The organism is Streptococcus sp. D2, assembly GCF_006385825.1.
Taxonomy (GTDB): Bacteria; Bacillota; Bacilli; order Lactobacillales; family Streptococcaceae; genus Streptococcus; species Streptococcus shenyangsis.
Genome location: NZ_VFSI01000006.1, coordinates 20,675 through 37,841, shown reverse-complemented (window position 1 = coordinate 37,841; position 17,167 = coordinate 20,675). Strand labels below are relative to the sequence as shown.

General features: G+C 40.7%; 21 protein-coding genes. 16 read left to right on the top strand and 5 right to left on the bottom strand.

The features are described from left to right. Positions 1 to 22 precede the first annotated feature (22 nt). From rimM to FJR73_RS04770, 3 genes are read left to right on the top strand one after another with little or no spacing between them, the layout of a single operon-like run. The gene (gene rimM / locus FJR73_RS04780) at positions 23 to 541 is read left to right on the top strand and encodes a ribosome maturation factor RimM (protein WP_049524868.1); all 519 of its coding nucleotides are present in this window, start codon (positions 23 to 25) and stop codon (positions 539 to 541) included. Beyond that, the gene (trmD, locus tag FJR73_RS04775) at positions 531 to 1,250 is read left to right on the top strand and encodes a tRNA (guanosine(37)-N1)-methyltransferase TrmD (protein ID WP_140833645.1); all 720 of its coding nucleotides are present in this window, start codon (positions 531 to 533) and stop codon (positions 1,248 to 1,250) included. The genes rimM and trmD overlap by 11 nt, the downstream gene beginning before the upstream one ends. An 11-nt stretch (positions 1,251 to 1,261) precedes the next feature. Then, positions 1,262 to 1,600: an ATP cone domain-containing protein gene (locus FJR73_RS04770; protein ID WP_001196038.1), complete on the top strand. Its 339-nt coding sequence runs from the start codon at positions 1,262 to 1,264 to the stop codon at positions 1,598 to 1,600. A gap of 29 nt (positions 1,601 to 1,629) precedes the next feature. Here FJR73_RS04770 and FJR73_RS04765 read toward each other — a convergent pair whose 3' ends face one another. After that, positions 1,630 to 1,950, bottom strand: a complete 321-nt coding sequence (locus tag FJR73_RS04765) for a hypothetical protein (RefSeq protein ID WP_140833643.1) — start codon at positions 1,948 to 1,950, stop codon at positions 1,630 to 1,632. Positions 1,951 to 2,048: 98 nt separating this feature from the next. On the opposite strand from FJR73_RS04765, the gene FJR73_RS04760 reads away from it, so the two are divergent. Further along, positions 2,049 to 2,264: a YdbC family protein gene (locus FJR73_RS04760; protein ID WP_000807422.1), complete on the top strand. Its 216-nt coding sequence runs from the start codon at positions 2,049 to 2,051 to the stop codon at positions 2,262 to 2,264. 253 nt (positions 2,265 to 2,517) lie between these two features. On the opposite strand, the gene FJR73_RS04755 is transcribed toward FJR73_RS04760, so the two are convergent. Continuing rightward, positions 2,518 to 3,054, bottom strand: a complete 537-nt coding sequence (locus FJR73_RS04755) for a biotin transporter BioY (RefSeq protein WP_140833641.1) — start codon at positions 3,052 to 3,054, stop codon at positions 2,518 to 2,520. Positions 3,055 to 3,248: 194 nt separating this feature from the next. Beyond that, a complete protein-coding gene (gene gor, locus FJR73_RS04750) occupies positions 3,249 to 4,595 on the bottom strand; it encodes a glutathione-disulfide reductase (RefSeq protein WP_125450684.1) in 1,347 nt (448 codons plus the stop codon). 289 nt (positions 4,596 to 4,884) lie between these two features. Between gor and FJR73_RS04745 the strand changes: the two genes are divergently transcribed. The 7 genes from FJR73_RS04745 to FJR73_RS04715 all read left to right on the top strand — a co-directional run bounded on the left by FJR73_RS04745 (position 4,885) and on the right by FJR73_RS04715 (position 12,427). Next, positions 4,885 to 6,084: an efflux RND transporter periplasmic adaptor subunit gene (locus FJR73_RS04745; protein ID WP_181146606.1), complete on the top strand. Its 1,200-nt coding sequence runs from the start codon at positions 4,885 to 4,887 to the stop codon at positions 6,082 to 6,084. Further along, positions 6,068 to 6,769, top strand: a complete 702-nt coding sequence (locus FJR73_RS04740; RefSeq protein ID WP_140833637.1) for an ABC transporter ATP-binding protein — start codon at positions 6,068 to 6,070, stop codon at positions 6,767 to 6,769. The genes FJR73_RS04745 and FJR73_RS04740 overlap by 17 nt, the downstream gene beginning before the upstream one ends. A 1-nt stretch (position 6,770) precedes the next feature. Next, positions 6,771 to 8,030, top strand: coding sequence for an ABC transporter permease (locus FJR73_RS04735; protein WP_140833635.1), 1,260 nt, complete (start codon positions 6,771 to 6,773; stop codon positions 8,028 to 8,030). 123 nt (positions 8,031 to 8,153) lie between these two features. Next, positions 8,154 to 10,151 carry a methionine--tRNA ligase gene (gene metG, locus FJR73_RS04730; protein ID WP_140833633.1) on the top strand — a complete coding sequence of 666 codons (1,998 nt, stop codon included), beginning with the start codon at positions 8,154 to 8,156 and terminating at the stop codon, positions 10,149 to 10,151. Positions 10,152 to 10,286: 135 nt separating this feature from the next. Then, positions 10,287 to 10,607 (top strand): PadR family transcriptional regulator, encoded by a 321-nt coding sequence (locus tag FJR73_RS04725; RefSeq protein ID WP_140833631.1) that lies wholly within the window; start codon positions 10,287 to 10,289, stop codon positions 10,605 to 10,607. A gap of 3 nt (positions 10,608 to 10,610) precedes the next feature. Then, complete coding sequence (locus FJR73_RS04720; protein ID WP_140833628.1) at positions 10,611 to 11,426, top strand: hypothetical protein; 816 nt, start codon at positions 10,611 to 10,613, stop codon at positions 11,424 to 11,426. Between the two features lie 74 nt (positions 11,427 to 11,500). Then, positions 11,501 to 12,427 carry an aldo/keto reductase family oxidoreductase gene (locus FJR73_RS04715; RefSeq protein ID WP_140833626.1) on the top strand — a complete coding sequence of 309 codons (927 nt, stop codon included), beginning with the start codon at positions 11,501 to 11,503 and terminating at the stop codon, positions 12,425 to 12,427. Between the two features lie 366 nt (positions 12,428 to 12,793). On the opposite strand, the gene FJR73_RS04710 is transcribed toward FJR73_RS04715, so the two are convergent. Together FJR73_RS04710 and FJR73_RS04705 are read right to left on the bottom strand one after the other, a co-directional pair. Next, positions 12,794 to 13,441, bottom strand: a complete 648-nt coding sequence (locus FJR73_RS04710) for a hemolysin III family protein (protein ID WP_140833623.1) — start codon at positions 13,439 to 13,441, stop codon at positions 12,794 to 12,796. Then, on the bottom strand, positions 13,441 to 13,884 hold the full coding sequence (locus FJR73_RS04705; protein ID WP_140833621.1) for a DUF1836 domain-containing protein: 444 nt from the start codon (positions 13,882 to 13,884) through the stop codon (positions 13,441 to 13,443). Before FJR73_RS04705 ends, FJR73_RS04710 begins: the two co-directional genes overlap by 1 nt. 134 nt (positions 13,885 to 14,018) lie before the next feature. On the opposite strand from FJR73_RS04705, the gene FJR73_RS04700 reads away from it, so the two are divergent. The 5 genes from FJR73_RS04700 to FJR73_RS04680 all read left to right on the top strand — a co-directional run bounded on the left by FJR73_RS04700 (position 14,019) and on the right by FJR73_RS04680 (position 17,094). Continuing rightward, the gene (locus FJR73_RS04700; protein ID WP_140833620.1) at positions 14,019 to 14,513 is read left to right on the top strand and encodes a GNAT family N-acetyltransferase; all 495 of its coding nucleotides are present in this window, start codon (positions 14,019 to 14,021) and stop codon (positions 14,511 to 14,513) included. Next, the gene (locus tag FJR73_RS04695) at positions 14,513 to 15,031 is read left to right on the top strand and encodes a methylated-DNA--[protein]-cysteine S-methyltransferase (RefSeq protein ID WP_140833618.1); all 519 of its coding nucleotides are present in this window, start codon (positions 14,513 to 14,515) and stop codon (positions 15,029 to 15,031) included. Before FJR73_RS04700 ends, FJR73_RS04695 begins: the two co-directional genes overlap by 1 nt. Before the next feature lie 5 nt (positions 15,032 to 15,036). Beyond that, positions 15,037 to 15,393 carry an arsenate reductase family protein gene (locus tag FJR73_RS04690; RefSeq protein ID WP_000889094.1) on the top strand — a complete coding sequence of 119 codons (357 nt, stop codon included), beginning with the start codon at positions 15,037 to 15,039 and terminating at the stop codon, positions 15,391 to 15,393. A 157-nt stretch (positions 15,394 to 15,550) separates the two neighbouring features. After that, complete coding sequence (locus tag FJR73_RS04685) at positions 15,551 to 16,351, top strand: amino acid ABC transporter permease (protein WP_001103447.1); 801 nt, start codon at positions 15,551 to 15,553, stop codon at positions 16,349 to 16,351. Beyond that, a complete protein-coding gene (locus FJR73_RS04680; protein ID WP_000590965.1) occupies positions 16,351 to 17,094 on the top strand; it encodes an amino acid ABC transporter ATP-binding protein in 744 nt (247 codons plus the stop codon). The genes FJR73_RS04685 and FJR73_RS04680 overlap by 1 nt, the downstream gene beginning before the upstream one ends. The last annotated feature ends 73 nt before the right edge of the window (positions 17,095 to 17,167 follow it).

Here is a 17,167-nt window from a genome sequence, read left to right as displayed (position 1 = left end):
GAAATAGACTACAGGAGACAAGATGAACTACTTTAATGTTGGGAAAATCGTCAATACGCAGGGGTTGCAGGGTGAGATGCGAGTCTTGTCTGTGACAGATTTTGCAGAAGAACGGTTTAAAAAAGGTGCTGAGCTGGCCTTGTTTGATGAAAAAGATCAGTTTGTCCAAACAGTGACCATCGCTAGCCACCGTAAACAGAAGAACTTTGACATTATTAAATTCAAAGATATGTACCATATCAATGCTATCGAAAAGTACAAGGGATACAGTCTCAAGGTCGCTGAGGAGGATTTGAATGACCTAGACGATGGTGAATTCTACTATCACGAGATTATTGGTTTGGAAGTCTATGAGGGAGATAACTTGATTGGAACCATCAAGGAAATCCTGCAACCAGGTGCTAATGATGTCTGGGTGGTCAAGCGAAAAGGCAAGCGTGATTTGCTTTTACCTTATATCCCACCAGTGGTTCTCAATGTTGATATTCCAAATAAACGAGTTGATGTGGAAATCTTAGAAGGGTTAGACGATGAAAATTGATATTTTAACCCTCTTTCCAGAGATGTTCTCTCCACTGGAGCATTCAATCGTTGGAAAGGCTCGAGAAAAAGGGCTCTTGGATATCCAGTATCATAATTTTCGAGAAAACGCTGAAAAGGCCCGCCATGTCGATGATGAGCCTTACGGAGGTGGCCAGGGGATGCTGCTCCGAGCTCAACCTATTTTCGATGCCTTTGATGCTATTGAAAAGAAAAATCCGCGCGTCATTCTCCTCGATCCTGCTGGAAAACAGTTTGATCAGGCTTATGCTGAAGATTTGGCTCAAGAGGAAGAGCTGATCTTTATCTGTGGGCACTACGAGGGTTATGATGAGCGCATTAAGACCTTAGTAACGGATGAGATTTCCCTAGGCGACTATGTCCTCACTGGTGGAGAATTGGCAGCTATGACCATGATTGATGCTACGGTACGCCTGATTCCAGAAGTGATTGGCAAAGAGTCTAGTCACCAAGATGATAGTTTTTCTTCAGGCCTTCTTGAATACCCTCAGTACACACGTCCCTATAATTATCGAGGTATGGTTGTGCCAGATGTACTGATGAGTGGACACCATGAGAAGATTCGTCAGTGGCGCCTGTATGAGAGTTTGAAGAAAACCTACGAGCGCAGACCGGATTTGCTTGAACATTATCAACTGACAGCAGAAGAAGAAAAAATGCTGGCAGAAATTAAAGAAAACAAAGAATAAAGGAGAAACCTATGCAAGTAATCAAACGTGATGGAGAAATTGCTGAATTTAATCCAGATAAGATTTACCAAGCCATCTTAAAGGCAGCTCAGACTGTCTATGTATTAACAGATGATTTGCGTCAAAACCTTGCACAAGTCACTAAGAAAGTGGTTTTGGATTTGGAAGAAGCCAAGGTGGAACGTGCTACCATCAGCATGATTCAGTCTTTGGTTGAGCATCGTTTATTGGGTGCAGGTTACATTACCATTGCTGAACACTACATTTCCTATCGTCTACAACGTGACTTGGAAAGAAGTGGTTATGGAGACCATATCGCTGTTCATTTACATTTTGAACAAATTCGCTAAGAAAAAGAGTGGGATGAAGCAACTACATCTCACTCTTTCTTAAATCTATTTTTTTGAGCTGTTTGGACGGTTGAAGGGACAAATCGCAGGCGTTGAATATCGCTTATGCGGATAATACGAGTCACATTTTTGGCAAAATTTTTCACGATAATTTGCTGACGTTGTTGATCGTATTTGATGATGTCACCTGTAAAGCTTGCCTCAGACAAGATAAGGTGAACTGCGGTTTGTTTCTGGATAGCCTCTTCAATAGTGGCTGTAAGGGAGTTGGTTTCAGTATGGTCTGGTTGGTCATGTCCATTTAAAAAGTCATGTATTTTATCTAGAGCTTGCTGGAATTTATGTCTCATATTGGCCTCCCTTCTTTTATATCAATATTATATAAAATTTTCCTAAAATCTACAAGATTTTACGAATAATCAAATGAAAGCTAAAAAAGGAGAAGAAAATGGCAGAATTTACATTTGAAATTGAAGAGCATTTGTTGACTCTTTCTGAAAACGAAAAAGGTTGGACTAAGGAAATCAACCGTGTGAGCTTTAATGGTGCCCCTGCAAAGTTTGATATTCGTGCTTGGAGCCCAGATCATACTAAAATGGGCAAAGGAATTACTCTCTCTAATGAAGAATTTCAAACCATGGTGGATGCTTTTAAAGGAAACTAATACTCTTCGAAAATCTCTTCAAACCGAGTCAGCTTCGCCTTGCCGTACGTGTATGGTTACTGACTTCGTCAGTTCTATCCACAACCTCAAAACAGTGTTTTGAGCTGACTTCGTCAATCTTTATTTACAACCTCAAAGCAGTGCTTTGAGCAACCTGTGGCTAGTTTCCTAGTTGGCTCTTTGATTTTCATTGAGTATAAGTTTTCAAAATAAAGGAAAAGGATACTGAGTCATTACAACTCGATATCCTTTTTTAGTTAGTAAAGTAAGCCTGATTTTTAAGGCGTTGAAGTAGTGGACGGCTAATAATACTAATAGCAATAATTTTACCAAAATCTGGGATGATAAAGGGAAATACCCCCACAGCAAGCGCTTTTTCAAATGGCATTCCAGCTAGGAAATGCAAGCTGAGAATCCCGCCGACAAAGACAAGGGTATCACCCAAGAGGTTTGCAAGAAAAATCTTGACAACACCACTCTTGCTGTTGGTTAGAGAAGAAGTAAGTCCAGAGTAAACGAGATAAAACCAAAGATAGCCTGCAGTAGGACCAACCAACGCCTGTAATCCAGCTCCACCTCCTGCAAAAACAGGAAGACCGATAGCACCTAGAAGAAGATATAGTCCAACAGAAAGTACAGCCTCTCTCGGTCTAAAGACAGTAGCAATCAAGCCGATTGCAAAGTTCTGCAGAGTGAAGGGCACAGGTCCAATTGGAAGACTGATTTGTGCCAAAACAGCAATGAGAGCAGCCCCAATAGCAGGGATAGCATAAACGTGAGCTTTTTTCAAAATAGTTAACCTCTTTTCTGATGTATAGTAACTATTATACTCGTAGAGGAATCATTGTCAACCGATTTTTAAAAACAAGGTAACAAAAGCTGTAACGGCCGATTTGCTGACTGGGTAAGTTGGATAATTGTTTTGTAGATTCGAAGACATTAAAAAAGAAGCAGACACATTTGTATCAGCTTCTTTTATTTCGATTAACGCATAGTTACAAATTCTTCAGATGCAGTTGGGTGAATCGCTACAGTTGCGTCAAAGTCTGCCTTAGTTGCTCCCATCTTGATAGCAACAGCAAATCCTTGAATCATTTCATCAACACCATAGCCAATTCCATGAAGTCCGACAACTTTTTCTTCTGAACCAGCTGTGATCAATTTGAAACGTGTTTCTTGACGGTTGCGAGTGCAAGCAGAGTACATAGATGCAAAGCTTGATTTATAAACTTTGATTTGGTCTTGACCGTATTCTTTAATAGCTTGCTCTTCTGTCAAACCAACAGTTCCGATAGCAGGGTGTGAAAAGACAACAGTTGGAATAGTTGAGTAATCCATTTTTGCAGTAGTTTTTCCGTTAAAGAGACGTTCAGATAGGGTACGTCCAGCCTTGATAGCTACTGGAGTCAGTTCTTTCTCGCCCGTTACATCACCTAGAGCGTAGATTCCCTCAACAACAGTATTTTGGTATTCATCCACTTGGATAAAGCCACGTTCGTTCAGAGTTACTCCAGCTTTTTCAAGTTGCAAGCCCTTAACGTTTGGACGGCGACCAGTAGCCCAGATAACTTGGCTAGCTGTGTGACTAGTACCATCTTCGAAATGAATGGTAATGCCGTCAGTAGTTTTTTCTAACTTGACAGGGACTTTGTGAGTATGAAGTGGCAAGTTTGTTCTTTCCATTTCCTTGACCAAACCTTCAACGATATAAGAATCAAAACCACGTAAAGGACGATCGCGGCGAACAAAGAGATCTGTCTTGACACCAAAGGTGTGGAGTACGCCAGCCAATTCGACGGCGATATAACCAGCGCCTAGAATAGCAACTGATTCTGGCAATTCTTCCCAGGCAAATACATCATCAGAAGAGCCGCCTAGTTCTGCACCAGGAATATTAGGAATACTTGGATGGGCACCAGTAGCAATCACGATATGTTTGGCACGAATCAGTTCACCATTTACGCTGACAGTATGAGAATCTACAAATTCCGCATGACCTTCAATCAGGTCTACGCCGTTGCGTTTAAAACTGCCATCATAAGAAGAACGAGCGCGATCAATGTAGGCTTCACGATTACGGCGTAGGGTTGCAAAGTCAAAGTTAAGATCAGTAGTCTTAAAGCCGTAGTCTACTCCAAATTGATGGAAAGTCTCAGCGATTTGCGCCCCGTACCACATGATTTTTTTAGGAACACAACCGACGTTGACACAGGTTCCACCTAGTTTCTTTTCCTCAATAACGGCCGCTTTGGCTCCGTGCTCACCAGCACGGTTCATGGTAGCAATTCCTCCACTACCTCCACCGATAGCAATGATATCGTATTCTCTCATTGAAAACTCCTTTGTACTCTTTTAAATAGTAGAGTGTCATTTTTTGATAGTCATATTCTATCTTTTTTTTGATGTGATTGCAAAAATCTGCTACGTTCAAAAAAATTAAAGAAAAGGCTTGCAAAAAAGAAAAATAAAGTGTATTATATAACTAGTACAATGATTGTAAAATGAATTCCGAACAATAATTGAATCCTGAAATGTCATTATTTCGTTCTAAACGGTTATTGTTTATATTTGGTAATTTTTGTATAATATTGTTAAGGACTTTAAATCAAAAAGGAGTTTCATTATGAAAAAGAATAGTAAAGCTAAAAAGTGGCAATTGTATGCAGCAATCGGTGCTGCAAGTGTAGTTGTATTGGGTGCTGGAGGGATTTTACTCTTTCGACAACCATCTCAAACCGCTGTAAAAGATGAACCTACTCATCTTGTTGTTGCCAAGGAAGGAAGCGTGGCATCCTCTGTTTTATTGTCGGGGACAGTAACAGCAAAAAATGAACAATATGTTTATTTTGATGCTAGTAAGGGAGATTTAGATGAAATCCTTGTTTCTGTGGGTGATAAGGTCAGCGAAGGACAGGCTTTAGTCAAGTACAGTAGTTCAGAAGCCCAGGCAGCCTATGATTCAGCGAGCCGAGCAGTCGCTAAGGCAGACCGTCATATCAATGAACTCAATCAAGCACGAAATGAAGCTGCTTCAGCTCCCCAGTTACCAGTACCAGCAGGAGGCGAAGGAGCTGCAGCCCAAACTCCAGCTCCAGTCTCAGGAAATTCAGTATCATCTATTGATGCACAATTAGGTGATGCTCGTGATGCTCGTGCAGATGCAGCAGCACAATTAAGTAAGGCTCAAAGTCAGTTGGATGCAATGACGGTTCTCAGCACTCTAGAAGGAACTGTAGTCGAAGTCAACCGCAATGTTTCAAAATCTCCAACTGGAGCTAGCCAGGTGGTAGTTCATGTCGTTAGCAATGAAAACTTGCAAGTTAAGGGTGAACTATCTGAATACAACCTTGCCAACTTATCTGTAGGTCAAGAAGTAACCTTTACTTCTAAAGTTTATCAAGATAAGAGCTGGATTGGTAAGCTTAGCTATATTTCTGACTACCCTAAAAACAATGGTGAAGCAGCAAGTACAGCTGCCGCAGCTGCTGGTAATTCTGGTTCTAAATATCCATATACCATTGATGTTACAAGTGAAATCGGTGACTTGAAACAAGGATTCTCAGTAAGTGTTGAGGTCAAGAACAAGACCAAAGCTATTCTGGTTCCTTTAACAAGTGTTGTGACTGAAAATGATAAGAACTATGTCTGGGTACTTGACGAGCAGAAAAAGGCCAAGAAAGTGGAAGTTGGTTTGGGAAATGCTGATGCAGACAACCAAGAAATCACTTCAGGTCTGACAAATGGAGTCAAGGTCATCAGTAACCCAACGTCTTCTCTAGAGGAAGGAAAAGAGGTGAAGGCTGATGAAGAAACTAATTAGTTTAAAAAATATCTGCAGAAGTTACCGGAATGGTGACCAAGAACTGCAGGTTCTCAAAAATATCAACCTAGAAGTGAATGAGGGTGAGTTTGTTGCCATCATGGGACCATCGGGTTCTGGTAAGTCTACTCTAATGAATACCATTGGCATGTTGGATACACCAACCAGTGGAGAGTATTATCTTGAAGGCCAAGAAGTGGCTGGACTTGGTGAAAAACAACTAGCCAAGGTCCGTAACCAACAAATCGGATTTGTCTTTCAGCAGTTCTTTCTTCTATCCAAACTCAATGCTTTGCAAAATGTAGAATTGCCCTTGATTTACGCAGGAGTTTCGTCTTCAAAACGTCGTAAGTTGGCTGAGGAGTATTTAGAAAAGGTTGAATTGACTGAGCGTAGTCATCATTTGCCTTCGGAATTATCTGGAGGTCAAAAGCAACGTGTAGCTATCGCGCGTGCATTGGTAAACAATCCTTCTATTATCCTAGCGGACGAACCGACAGGAGCCTTGGATACCAAAACAGGTAACCAAATCATGCAATTATTAGTTGAACTGAATAATGAAGGAAAAACTATTATCATGGTAACGCATGAGCCTGAAATCGCTGCTTACGCTAAGCGTCAGATTGTCATTCGTGATGGCGTCATTTCATCTGATAGTGGTCTCGTAGAAAAGGAGGAAAACTAAGATGCAGAATCTGAAATTTGCCTTTTCATCCATCATGGCCCACAAGATGCGTTCTTTCTTAACCATGATTGGTATCATTATCGGCGTATCATCCGTTGTCGTCATAATGGCTTTGGGAGACTCCATGTCTCGTCAGGTCAATAAAAACATGACCAAGTCACAGAAGAATATCCATGTCTTTTTCTCGCCTATTAAAAGTAAAGACGGTTCTTTTACCCAAAAACAATCAGCTTTGACAGTTTCTGGGAAAGAAGAGGAAGTTCCTGTTGAACCACCAAAACCGCAAGAAGCTTGGGTCAAGGAGGCAGCAAAACTTAAGGGTGTGGATAGTTACTATGTAACCAACTCAACGAATACCACTCTATCCTATAAAGATAAAAAAGTGGAGCGCGCTAGCTTGACGGGTGGGAATATTACCTACATGAGGGCGGTTGAAAATGAAATTGTTGCAGGCCGAAGTCTTATAGCTCAGGATTATAAAGATGTAGCCAGTGTCATTTTGCTCGACCAAGAACTTGCTAATAGTCTGTTTGGGTCAGCTCAAGAAGCTGTTAACCAGATTATAGATGTCGGTGGCTTTAGTTATCGTGTCATTGGTGTCTATACTAGCGATGAGGCCAAGACTGCCAAGACTTTTGGTATTGGTGGACTTCCGATTACGACTAATATTTCTCTTGCCAATAACTTCAATATGGATGAAATTTCTGATATTGTCTTCCGTGTCAATGATACCAGTTTGACACCAACAGTGGGACCAGAATTAGCTAGAAAATTAACCGAGATTGCTGGTCTTCAGCAAGGGGAGTATCAGGTGTCAGATGCGACTGCAGCCTTCCAAGAAGTACAACAACTTTTTGGATTTATAACTACGATTATTAGTGCCATTGCAGGAATTTCCCTTTTTGTTGGAGGGACTGGTGTTATGAACATCATGCTGGTTTCGGTGACGGAGCGTACTCGTGAGATTGGTCTCCGTAAGGCCTTGGGTGCAACTCGTGCCAATATTTTAATCCAGTTTTTGATTGAATCCATGATTTTGACCTTGCTTGGCGGAGTTATTGGTTTAACCATTGCGACAGGCCTAACCGCTATAGCTGGTCTACTCTTGCAAGGATTGATAGCTGGTATAGAAGTAGGAGTATCAATTCCAGTTGCCCTATTTAGTCTTGCAGTTTCGGCTAGTGTTGGTATGATTTTTGGAGTCTTGCCAGCCAACAAGGCATCTAAACTTGATCCAATTGAAGCCCTTCGATATGAATAAGATCAACAAGATGGACACTTGTCTATCTTGTTTTTGTATGGATTTCTCTATCGAAAATCCTTAAAAATGTGATATAATGAAGTGTTAGAAAAACAGGTTTCATTTGCCTGGAAAGGAAAAATTATGTCTGAAAAGAATTTTTATATTACAACGCCGATTTACTATCCATCTGGTAAACTTCATATCGGATCTGCCTACACAACCATCGCCTGTGATGTCCTAGCACGTTACAAACGCTTGATGGGCTACGATGTCTTTTATCTGACAGGTCTTGATGAGCATGGTCAGAAAATCCAGCAAAAAGCTGAAGAAGCTGGAATCACCCCTCAAGCCTATGTTGACGGAATGGCAGTTGGTGTTAAAGAACTCTGGCAATTACTCGATATCTCATACGATAAATTCATCCGTACAACTGATGACTACCATGAAAAAGTTGTCGCACAAGTCTTTGAACGCTTACTTGCTCAAGATGACATCTATTTGGGTGAATATTCTGGTTGGTACTCAGTCTCAGATGAGGAATTCTTTACAGAAAGCCAGCTTGCGGAAGTTTTCCGTGACGAAGCTGGAAATGTAACTGGGGGTATTGCTCCATCAGGTCACGAAGTAGAATGGGTTTCTGAAGAATCATACTTCCTTCGTCTCAGCAAATACCAAGATCGTTTGGTGGAATTTTTCAAGTCCCATCCTGAATTTATCACCCCTGATGGTCGTCTGAATGAAATGCTTCGCAACTTTATCGAGCCAGGTTTAGAGGATTTGGCAGTTTCTCGTACAACCTTTACCTGGGGTGTACCTGTCCCGTCAAATCCAAAACACGTTGTCTATGTATGGATCGATGCCCTTCTTAACTATGCGACAGCTCTTGGCTACGGTCAAGATGAACATGGTAGCTTTGACAAATTCTGGAATGGAACAGTCTTCCATATGGTAGGAAAAGACATCCTTCGTTTCCACTCAATCTACTGGCCAATCCTTCTCATGATGTTGGATGTTAAATTGCCTGACCGCTTGATTGCCCACGGTTGGTTTGTCATGAAAGACGGCAAGATGTCCAAGTCTAAAGGAAATGTCGTTTACCCTGAAATGTTGGTAGAACGCTATGGTCTAGATCCGCTTCGCTACTACCTCATGCGTAGCCTTCCTGTTGGTTCAGACGGAACCTTCACTCCAGAAGACTATGTTGGCCGTATCAACTACGAATTGGCCAATGACCTTGGAAACCTCCTCAACCGTACGGTTTCTATGATTAACAAGTATTTTGATGGACAAATTCCAGCCTATGTAGAGGGTGTAACAGAGTTTGACAATGCGCTTGCTCAAGTAGCAGAACAATCAATCGCTGACTACCATACACACATGGAAGCAGTTGACTACCCACGTGCTTTAGAAGCAGTCTGGACCCTTATCTCTCGTACTAATAAATACATCGATGAGACAGCTCCATGGGTCTTGGCTAAGGATGAAGCACTTCGTGACCAATTGGCAAGTGTCATGAGTCACTTGGCAGCTAGCCTTCGTGTCGTTGCTCACTTGATTGAACCGTTTATGATGGAAACCAGTCGTGCAGTCTTGAATCAACTTGGCTTGGATGAAGCTTCTAGTCTTGAAAACTTGAGCTTGGCTTACTTTCCTGCAGGTGTCACTGTCGTTGCCAAAGGAACACCAATCTTCCCACGTTTGGATATGGAAGAAGAAATCGCCTATATCAAGGAACAAATGGAAGTTAACAAGCCAGCTGTCGAAAAAGAATGGAATCCAGATGAAGTTGAACTCAAACTAAACAAGGATGAAATCAAGTTTGAAGACTTTGACAAGGTCGAAATCCGTGTCGCAGAAGTCAAAGAAGTGTCTAAAGTAGAAGGTTCTGACAAGTTGCTTCAATTCCGCTTGGATGCTGGTGATGGAGAAGATCGTCAAATCCTCTCAGGGATTGCAAAATACTATCCAAATGAACAAGAATTGGTCGGCAAGAAAGTTCAAATTGTTGCCAACCTCAAACCACGTAAGATGATGAAGAAATATGTCAGCCAAGGGATGATTCTCTCAGCTGAACATGATGGACAATTAACCCTTCTCACAGTTGATCCAGCTGTACCAAACGGAAGTGTGATTGGGTAACAATAGACAGGACTAGTTTATGCTAGTTCTGTTTTTTTTATTTTGACTATTATGCTTTACAAACTAGTGTGAAAGTGGTATATTATAGATGAAGCTACTAGTAGGTATTACAAAATAGATTAGAAGGGAGAAGGGATGAAAGAAACTCAATTATTAAAAGGTGTTCTTGAAGGTTGTGTCTTGGTTATGATAGGTCAAAAAGAGCGATATGGCTATGAGTTGATACAGACTTTACGAGAGACTGGCTTTGACACTATCGTTCCAGGAACTATTTATCCTTTGCTGCAAAAGTTAGAAAAAAATCAATGGATAAGAGGCGACATGCGCCCGTCGCCAGATGGTCCAGATCGGAAGTATTTTTCGTTAACCAAAGAAGGAGAAGAGCGTGTCTCGGACTTCTGGCAGCAATGGAACGATTTGAGTCAAAAAGTAGAAGGAATTAAGAATGGGGGTTAAACCATGAAGAAAATGAAGTATTACGAAGAAATAAGCGCTTTGTTACATGAATTCTCTGAGGAGAATCGGCAATATTTTGAGGAGCTCTGGGACAGTTTTAATCTTGCTGGATTTCTCTATGATGAGGACTATCTTAGAGAGCAGGTTTATTTGATGATGTTAGATTTCTCAGAAGCAGAACGAGATGGCATGAGTGCAGAGGATTATCTAGGTAAGAATCCTAAAAAATTAATGAAAGAGATGCTCAAGGAAGCGCCTCGCAGTTCTATCAAGGAGTCCCTTTTGACACCAATTTTTGTCCTAGCGATATTACGTTACTATCATCTACTGGGTGATTTTTCTAAAGGTCCTCTCTTAACAGTCAATTTGCTTACTTTTTTAGGGCAACTTCTTTTTTTTCTGATTGGATTTGCTCTTGTGGCCACAATTTTACGTTGGGGCTTAGTCCAAGATTCTCCTAAGATGAAAATTGGCACTTATATTGTCGTTGGAATTCTTGTTCTGCTAGTTGTTCTGGGATATGTAGGAATAGGAAGTTTTGTACAAGAAGGAGCATTTTATCTTCCTGCTCCCTGGGATAGTTTGTCTGTCTTTACGATTTCCCTAGTCATCAGTATTTGGAATTGGAAAGAAGCGGTCTTTCGTCCCTTTGTCAGTATGATTGTTGCCCATCTTATTGTAGGCTCTCTTCTCCGTTATTATGCGTGGATGGGCATTTCAAATGTTTTCCTCACAAAGATTATTCCTTTAGCAGTTCTCTTTATTGGAATCTTTGTCTTATTCCGTGGGTTTAAGAAGATAAAATGGAGTGAAATATAGTCAAAAAGCCGTTACAAAGCGGTTTTTTGTTATAATGAAGAGAAGAATGTTAGAAATTTAAGGAGAAAAATTTGATGAGATACATAACTCTTGGTCAAGATGACAAAGAATTATCAGAAATTGTTCTCGGAATGATGAGAATAAAAGATAAGTCTGTAAAAGAAGTTGAAGAGCTTGTAGAAACAGCACTTTCTGTTGGAATCAATGCTTTTGACTTGGCTGATATATATGGTCGTGGTCGTTGTGAAGAACTGTTAGGTCTTGTCCTAAAAAATCGTCCAGATTTAAGAGAAAAGATGTGGATTCAGTCCAAATGTGGCATTCGCATAGAAGAATTTACCTATTTTGATTTTTCAAAAGAGTATATATTACAATCAGTTGATGGGATTTTAGAAAGATTGCAGGTTGATTATTTAGATAGCTTGCTTCTCCATCGACCAGATGCTTTGATGGAAGCTGATCAAGTGGCTCAAGCCTTTGAAATTCTACACAAATCAGGTAAAGTTCGAGACTTTGGTGTGTCCAACCAAAATCCCATGATGATGGAATTGCTGAAGAAAGAAGTAAAACAATCTCTATCTATCAATCAATTACAATTAAGCGCAGCTTTCACACCTGGTTTTGAAGCAGGTTTCCATGTCAATATGGAAGGTGACAAGGCAGCTGTGCGTGATGGTAGCGTCTTTGAATACTGCAAATTAAACGATATGGTTATTCAGGCCTGGTCAGTCTTGCAGTTCGGATATTTCAAAGGGAATTTTGTCGGCAATGAGAAGTTCCAACAACTAAACCAAGTCCTAAATCGATTAGCATTAAAATACAGTGTGAGCCCATCAGCTATTGCTATCGCTTGGGTGTTACGCTACCCAGCCAAAATGCAGGCAGTCGTAGGTACAACAAATCCTAAGCACTTGAGAGAAGTTAGCCAAGCGGCAAACTTTAGCTTAACAAGAAAAGAATGGTATGAAATTTATCTTGCAGCAGGGAATAATTTACCTTAGGCAAAAATGCATTTAAAGAAATCACAGTCAAAAAAACGTTGGAAAACGTTTTTTTGTTATCTGACCATTTGTCTGTCTTGATTCGTTAGGTACGGTTCATTAACGGATGATTATGATTTAATACTCAATGAAAATCGAAAAGCAAACTAGGAAGCTAGCCGCAAGCTGTGCTTGAGTACGGGAAGGCGACGCTGACGTAGTTTGAATAGTATAACTATTCTAATTTACATACTAGTAGGGAAGCAGTATTCCATAATTGACGGCACGCTAGTAGGTACTATAAAATGGACTAGAGTACATTTTTGATTGGGTATAAAACATCATAGATAATAAAAATAGGTTAGGATTTTTTGTCCTAACCTATTTTTACATGTAATAAACAATGGCGATGTATTGGAGGGCAGATGCGGCTAGGATAAAAAGATGCCAAATCATGTGGAAATAAGGTTTTTTCTTGGCATAAAATCCAGCTCCAACTGTATAACAGAGTCCGCCAGTTACCATGAGACTCCAGAAAATTGGTGTCGTTTGACTGATAATAGCAGGAATGATAGCCAGAACCAACCAGCCCATAATCAGGTAAAGACCAAGGCTAAATTTCTCATTGACCTTTTTAGCAAAGATTTTATAGAGAATACCAAAGATGGTCGTGCCCCATTGGATAGCAATAATCAGATGGCCAAACCAGTTATTCATTAAGGTCAAGACGACGGGCGTGTATGAGCCTGCAATAGCAACATAAATCATAGAATGATCAATGATTCTCAAGACATATTTGTGGGTTGAACCATAGGCCATAGAGTGGTAAATGGTGGATGATAAAAACATGAGAAAGAGACTAATAACAAAAATGGAAACGCCGATAGAGGATAAAAATCCGTGTGCCTCATAACTATAGGTGGATGAAATGGGGAGTAATATGAGCATGATGACTGCACCTACGGCATGGGTCACACTATTAGCAATCTCCTCTCCAAAACTGAGTTGTTTGCTGAATTTAAGACTAGTGTTCATTAGATTTCCTCCTCTTGAGTACGATGGATTAAGGATAGAGTTTGATGATAGAGTTTAACGGTTTGGCAGCTGGTTTGGATAATGAGGTTAGCTGGGTCAATTCCTTGGTTCATGTAGTCTACAAAAGCATCGTAGAGTTGGTCTGAACTTGCTTGACTTTGAAGAGTATTCAGTGTCTGAGCAATTTCTTGAATTGAAAAGACAGATTTGAGGGTTGTAATAGCAATCAAACGGGCAATCTGTTGGCGTTGGTATTTTTTCTTGTCAGGCTTTGTCAGGTAACCATGTTTCACATAATTGTTGACCATAGATGCTGTCAGGCCCTTGTCTTTATCAGGAGAGATAGGGGAGCAGACCTGATTGACATAGAGCAAAACCTGGTCCAGATAGAGGTCAATGTTTGGAATTTCTGCCCATTTTGGGTAGGAAAAGGTGGTTTTCATTTCCGACTCCTTTTTATCTAGTTTTTATAACTAGATTATAAAATAACAAAAACAAAAAGTCAAGTTTTAACTGCTTGTGAAAAGGCTTAAATTATGCTATGATGGGAGAAACTAGTCAGAAAAGAGGAGAAAAGATGGAAATTCGTTTAGCTTTTCCAAATGAAGTAGATGCCATTATGCAGGTGATGGAGGATGCTAAAAAATGTTTAGCAGATGCTGGTAGTGACCAGTGGCAAAATGGCTATCCAAATGCTGATATTATTATTGAGGATATTATCTCAGGTCAAGCCTACGTAGCCTTGGAAGAGGGAGAACTATTAGCCTATGCTGCTGTGACCAAGAGTCCAGAGGCAACCTATGAAGCCATTTATGAAGGCAACTGGCAAGCTGGGGAGTCAGAGTACCTAGTCTTTCACCGTATTGCTGTAGCTGCAGATGTGCAGGGACAGGGGATTGCTCAGACTTTCCTAGAGGGCTTGATTGAAGGTTTTGACTATCTAGATTTTCGCTCAGATACGCATGTTATAAACAAGGCCATGCAGCATATCTTTGAAAAACTCGGTTTTAAACAGGTTGGTAAGGTTCCAGTTGATGGGGAACGTTTGGCCTATCAAAAATTGAAGAAATAATGCAAAAGAAGTACGCAAAAATGCTCTACTCTTCACCAATTGGCTCCCTTTCTCTTGTAGCTGATGACCATTATCTGTATGGAATTTGGGTGCAGGAGCAGAAGCATTTTGAGAGGGGACTAGGAGATGAGACGATAGAAGCAGTTGTTAGTCATCCCATTTTAGACCCAGTTATTGCTTGCTTAGATGCTTACTTTAAAGGTAAGTCTCAGGATTTATCCGACTTGCCCTTGGCTCCAATCGGAACGGATTTTGAAAAGCGAGTTTGGTCTTATTTACAGGGAATTCCTTATGGTCAGACAGTGACCTATGGGCAAATAGCACAAGATTTGCAAGTGCCTTCTGCTCAAGCAATTGGTGGAGCAGTGGGACGCAATCCTTGGTCTATCCTAGTACCTTGTCACCGTGTGCTGGGAGCAGGCAAGCGTCTGACAGGTTATGCTGCAGGAGTGGAAAAGAAAGCTTGGCTCTTGGATCATGAAGACGCAGATTTTAAAGATGTAAATAATAGAAAGTGAAAGACATGTTAGAATTTATCGAATACCCAAAATGTTCAACTTGTAAAAAAGCAAAACAAGAATTAAACCAACTTGGTGTGGACTACAAAGCCGTCCATATCGTCGAAGAAACACCAAGTCAAGAAGTCATTTTAAACTGGCTAGAGACCTCAGGTTTCGAGTTGAAGCAATTTTTTAACACCAGTGGAATCAAATACCGTGAATTAGGGCTAAAAGATAAGGTAGGAAGTCTGTCAAACCAAGAAGCAGCTCAGTTGCTAGCAAGTGATGGTATGTTGTTAAAACGGCCCATTTTAGTAGAAAATGGAACTGTTAAGCAAATCGGTTATCGAAAACCTTATGAAGAATTGGGATTGAAATAGTTTTTACTTATCTCTTTGATAGATAAAATATATAACCTCCCTGTTTCAAAGTATGATAAACTAGTAGGTAGACAAAGTCTGTATCTGACCGTAGCAAATAATTTCATTGACGGCAGAAGTATGGTAGAATGAATCATTATCAGGAGAGGATGTTTTTATGAATGTTACAACGATTTTAGCATCAGATTGGTACCAAAACTTGATGCAATTGATTCCGGATGGCAAGCTCTTTAGCTTGCGTTCGGTCTTTGATGGAATTCCAAGAATTGTCCAACAACTTCCAACAACGATTATGTTGACAATTGGTGGTGCCCTTTTTGGCTTGGTTTTGGCGCTTCTTTTTGCCATTGTGAAGATCAATCGTGTCAAGATTTTATATCCCTTGCAGGCCTTCTTTGTTAGTTTCTTAAAAGGGACACCGATTTTGGTGCAACTCATGTTGACCTACTACGGAATCCCTTTGGCTTTGAAAGCTCTCAATCAGCAATGGGGTACTGGTTTCAATATCAATGCGATTCCAGCGGCTGTTTTTGCGATTGTAGCCTTTGCCTTTAATGAGGCAGCTTATGCTAGTGAAACCATTCGTGCAGCCATTCTCTCAGTCAATCCTGGTGAGATTGAGGCAGCACGCAGTCTGGGTATGACCCGAGCGCAAGTTTATCGTCGCGTGATTATTCCAAATGCGGCAGTTGTGGCGACTCCAACCTTAATCAATTCCCTAATCGGATTGACCAAGGGAACTTCCCTAGCCTTCAGTGCGGGTGTTGTGGAAGTCTTTGCCCAAGCTCAGATTTTGGGTGGTGCCGATTATCGTTACTTTGAACGCTTTATCTCCGTTGCCCTTGTTTATTGGGTAGTCAATATCGGTATTGAAAGTCTTGGTCGTTTCATCGAGAGAAAAATGGCTATTTCTGCACCTGATACAGTGCAAACAGATGTGAAAGGAGACCTTCGTTAATGATTAAGATTTCGAATTTAAGCAAATCCTTTTCAGGACAGACTGTCTTGGATCATCTGGACTTGGATATTCAAAAAGGGGAAGTTGTAGCCTTGATTGGTTCTTCAGGAGCTGGAAAATCAACCTTTCTTCGCAGTCTCAATTATCTTGAAACACCTGACAGTGGTTCTATTCAGATTGATGATTTTTCAGTTGATTTTTCTAAAATCACTCAAGAAGAAATCCTTGCCCTACGTCGTAAGCTGTCTATGGTTTTCCAACAGTTTAATTTGTTTGAACGCCGCACAGCACTTGATAATGTGAAAGAAGGCTTGGTTGTTGTCAAGAAATTGTCTGATCAAGAAGCGACTAAGATTGCCAAGGAAGAGTTGGCTAAGGTTGGGCTTTCTGACCGTGAGAATCATTACCCTCGTCATTTATCAGGTGGACAAAAGCAACGGGTTGCCCTAGCGCGTGCTCTTGCCATGAAACCAGATGTCTTGCTCTTAGACGAACCAACTTCAGCTCTTGACCCAGAATTGGTCGGTGAAGTAGAGAAGTCTATTGCAGATGCTGCTAAGTCAGGTCAAACCATGATTTTGGTCAGTCATGACATGTCCTTTGTAGCCCAAGTGGCTGATAAGATTCTCTTCTTAGATAAGGGGAAAATCATCGAGTCTGGAACACCGGATGAGATTATCCACCATCCTAAAGAAGAGCGGACAAAAGAATTCTTCGCTAGTTACAAACGGACTTATATTTGATATAATAGATAAAGAAAAACTCAGTTAGCTGGACTAGCTGAGTTTACTCTTTAAAAAAGATAGAAATGAGAGA

What these genes read in the sequence shown, in the direction of transcription:
- rimM (WP_049524868.1), top strand. Translation starts at nt 23, where the DNA reads ATGAACTACTTTAATGTTGGGAAAATCGTCAATACGCAGGGGTTGCAG.
- trmD (WP_140833645.1), top strand. Translation starts at nt 531, where the DNA reads ATGAAAATTGATATTTTAACCCTCTTTCCAGAGATGTTCTCTCCACTG.
- FJR73_RS04770 (WP_001196038.1), top strand. Translation starts at nt 1,262, where the DNA reads ATGCAAGTAATCAAACGTGATGGAGAAATTGCTGAATTTAATCCAGAT.
- FJR73_RS04765 (WP_140833643.1), bottom strand. Translation starts at nt 1,950, where the DNA reads ATGAGACATAAATTCCAGCAAGCTCTAGATAAAATACATGACTTTTTA.
- FJR73_RS04760 (WP_000807422.1), top strand. Translation starts at nt 2,049, where the DNA reads ATGGCAGAATTTACATTTGAAATTGAAGAGCATTTGTTGACTCTTTCT.
- gor (WP_125450684.1), bottom strand. Translation starts at nt 4,595, where the DNA reads ATGAGAGAATACGATATCATTGCTATCGGTGGAGGTAGTGGAGGAATT.
- FJR73_RS04740 (WP_140833637.1), top strand. Translation starts at nt 6,068, where the DNA reads ATGAAGAAACTAATTAGTTTAAAAAATATCTGCAGAAGTTACCGGAAT.
- FJR73_RS04735 (WP_140833635.1), top strand. Translation starts at nt 6,771, where the DNA reads ATGCAGAATCTGAAATTTGCCTTTTCATCCATCATGGCCCACAAGATG.
- metG (WP_140833633.1), top strand. Translation starts at nt 8,154, where the DNA reads ATGTCTGAAAAGAATTTTTATATTACAACGCCGATTTACTATCCATCT.
- FJR73_RS04725 (WP_140833631.1), top strand. Translation starts at nt 10,287, where the DNA reads ATGAAAGAAACTCAATTATTAAAAGGTGTTCTTGAAGGTTGTGTCTTG.
- FJR73_RS04720 (WP_140833628.1), top strand. Translation starts at nt 10,611, where the DNA reads ATGAAGAAAATGAAGTATTACGAAGAAATAAGCGCTTTGTTACATGAA.
- FJR73_RS04715 (WP_140833626.1), top strand. Translation starts at nt 11,501, where the DNA reads ATGAGATACATAACTCTTGGTCAAGATGACAAAGAATTATCAGAAATT.
- FJR73_RS04710 (WP_140833623.1), bottom strand. Translation starts at nt 13,441, where the DNA reads ATGAACACTAGTCTTAAATTCAGCAAACAACTCAGTTTTGGAGAGGAG.
- FJR73_RS04705 (WP_140833621.1), bottom strand. Translation starts at nt 13,884, where the DNA reads ATGAAAACCACCTTTTCCTACCCAAAATGGGCAGAAATTCCAAACATT.
- FJR73_RS04700 (WP_140833620.1), top strand. Translation starts at nt 14,019, where the DNA reads ATGGAAATTCGTTTAGCTTTTCCAAATGAAGTAGATGCCATTATGCAG.
- FJR73_RS04695 (WP_140833618.1), top strand. Translation starts at nt 14,513, where the DNA reads ATGCAAAAGAAGTACGCAAAAATGCTCTACTCTTCACCAATTGGCTCC.
- FJR73_RS04690 (WP_000889094.1), top strand. Translation starts at nt 15,037, where the DNA reads ATGTTAGAATTTATCGAATACCCAAAATGTTCAACTTGTAAAAAAGCA.
- FJR73_RS04685 (WP_001103447.1), top strand. Translation starts at nt 15,551, where the DNA reads ATGAATGTTACAACGATTTTAGCATCAGATTGGTACCAAAACTTGATG.
- FJR73_RS04680 (WP_000590965.1), top strand. Translation starts at nt 16,351, where the DNA reads ATGATTAAGATTTCGAATTTAAGCAAATCCTTTTCAGGACAGACTGTC.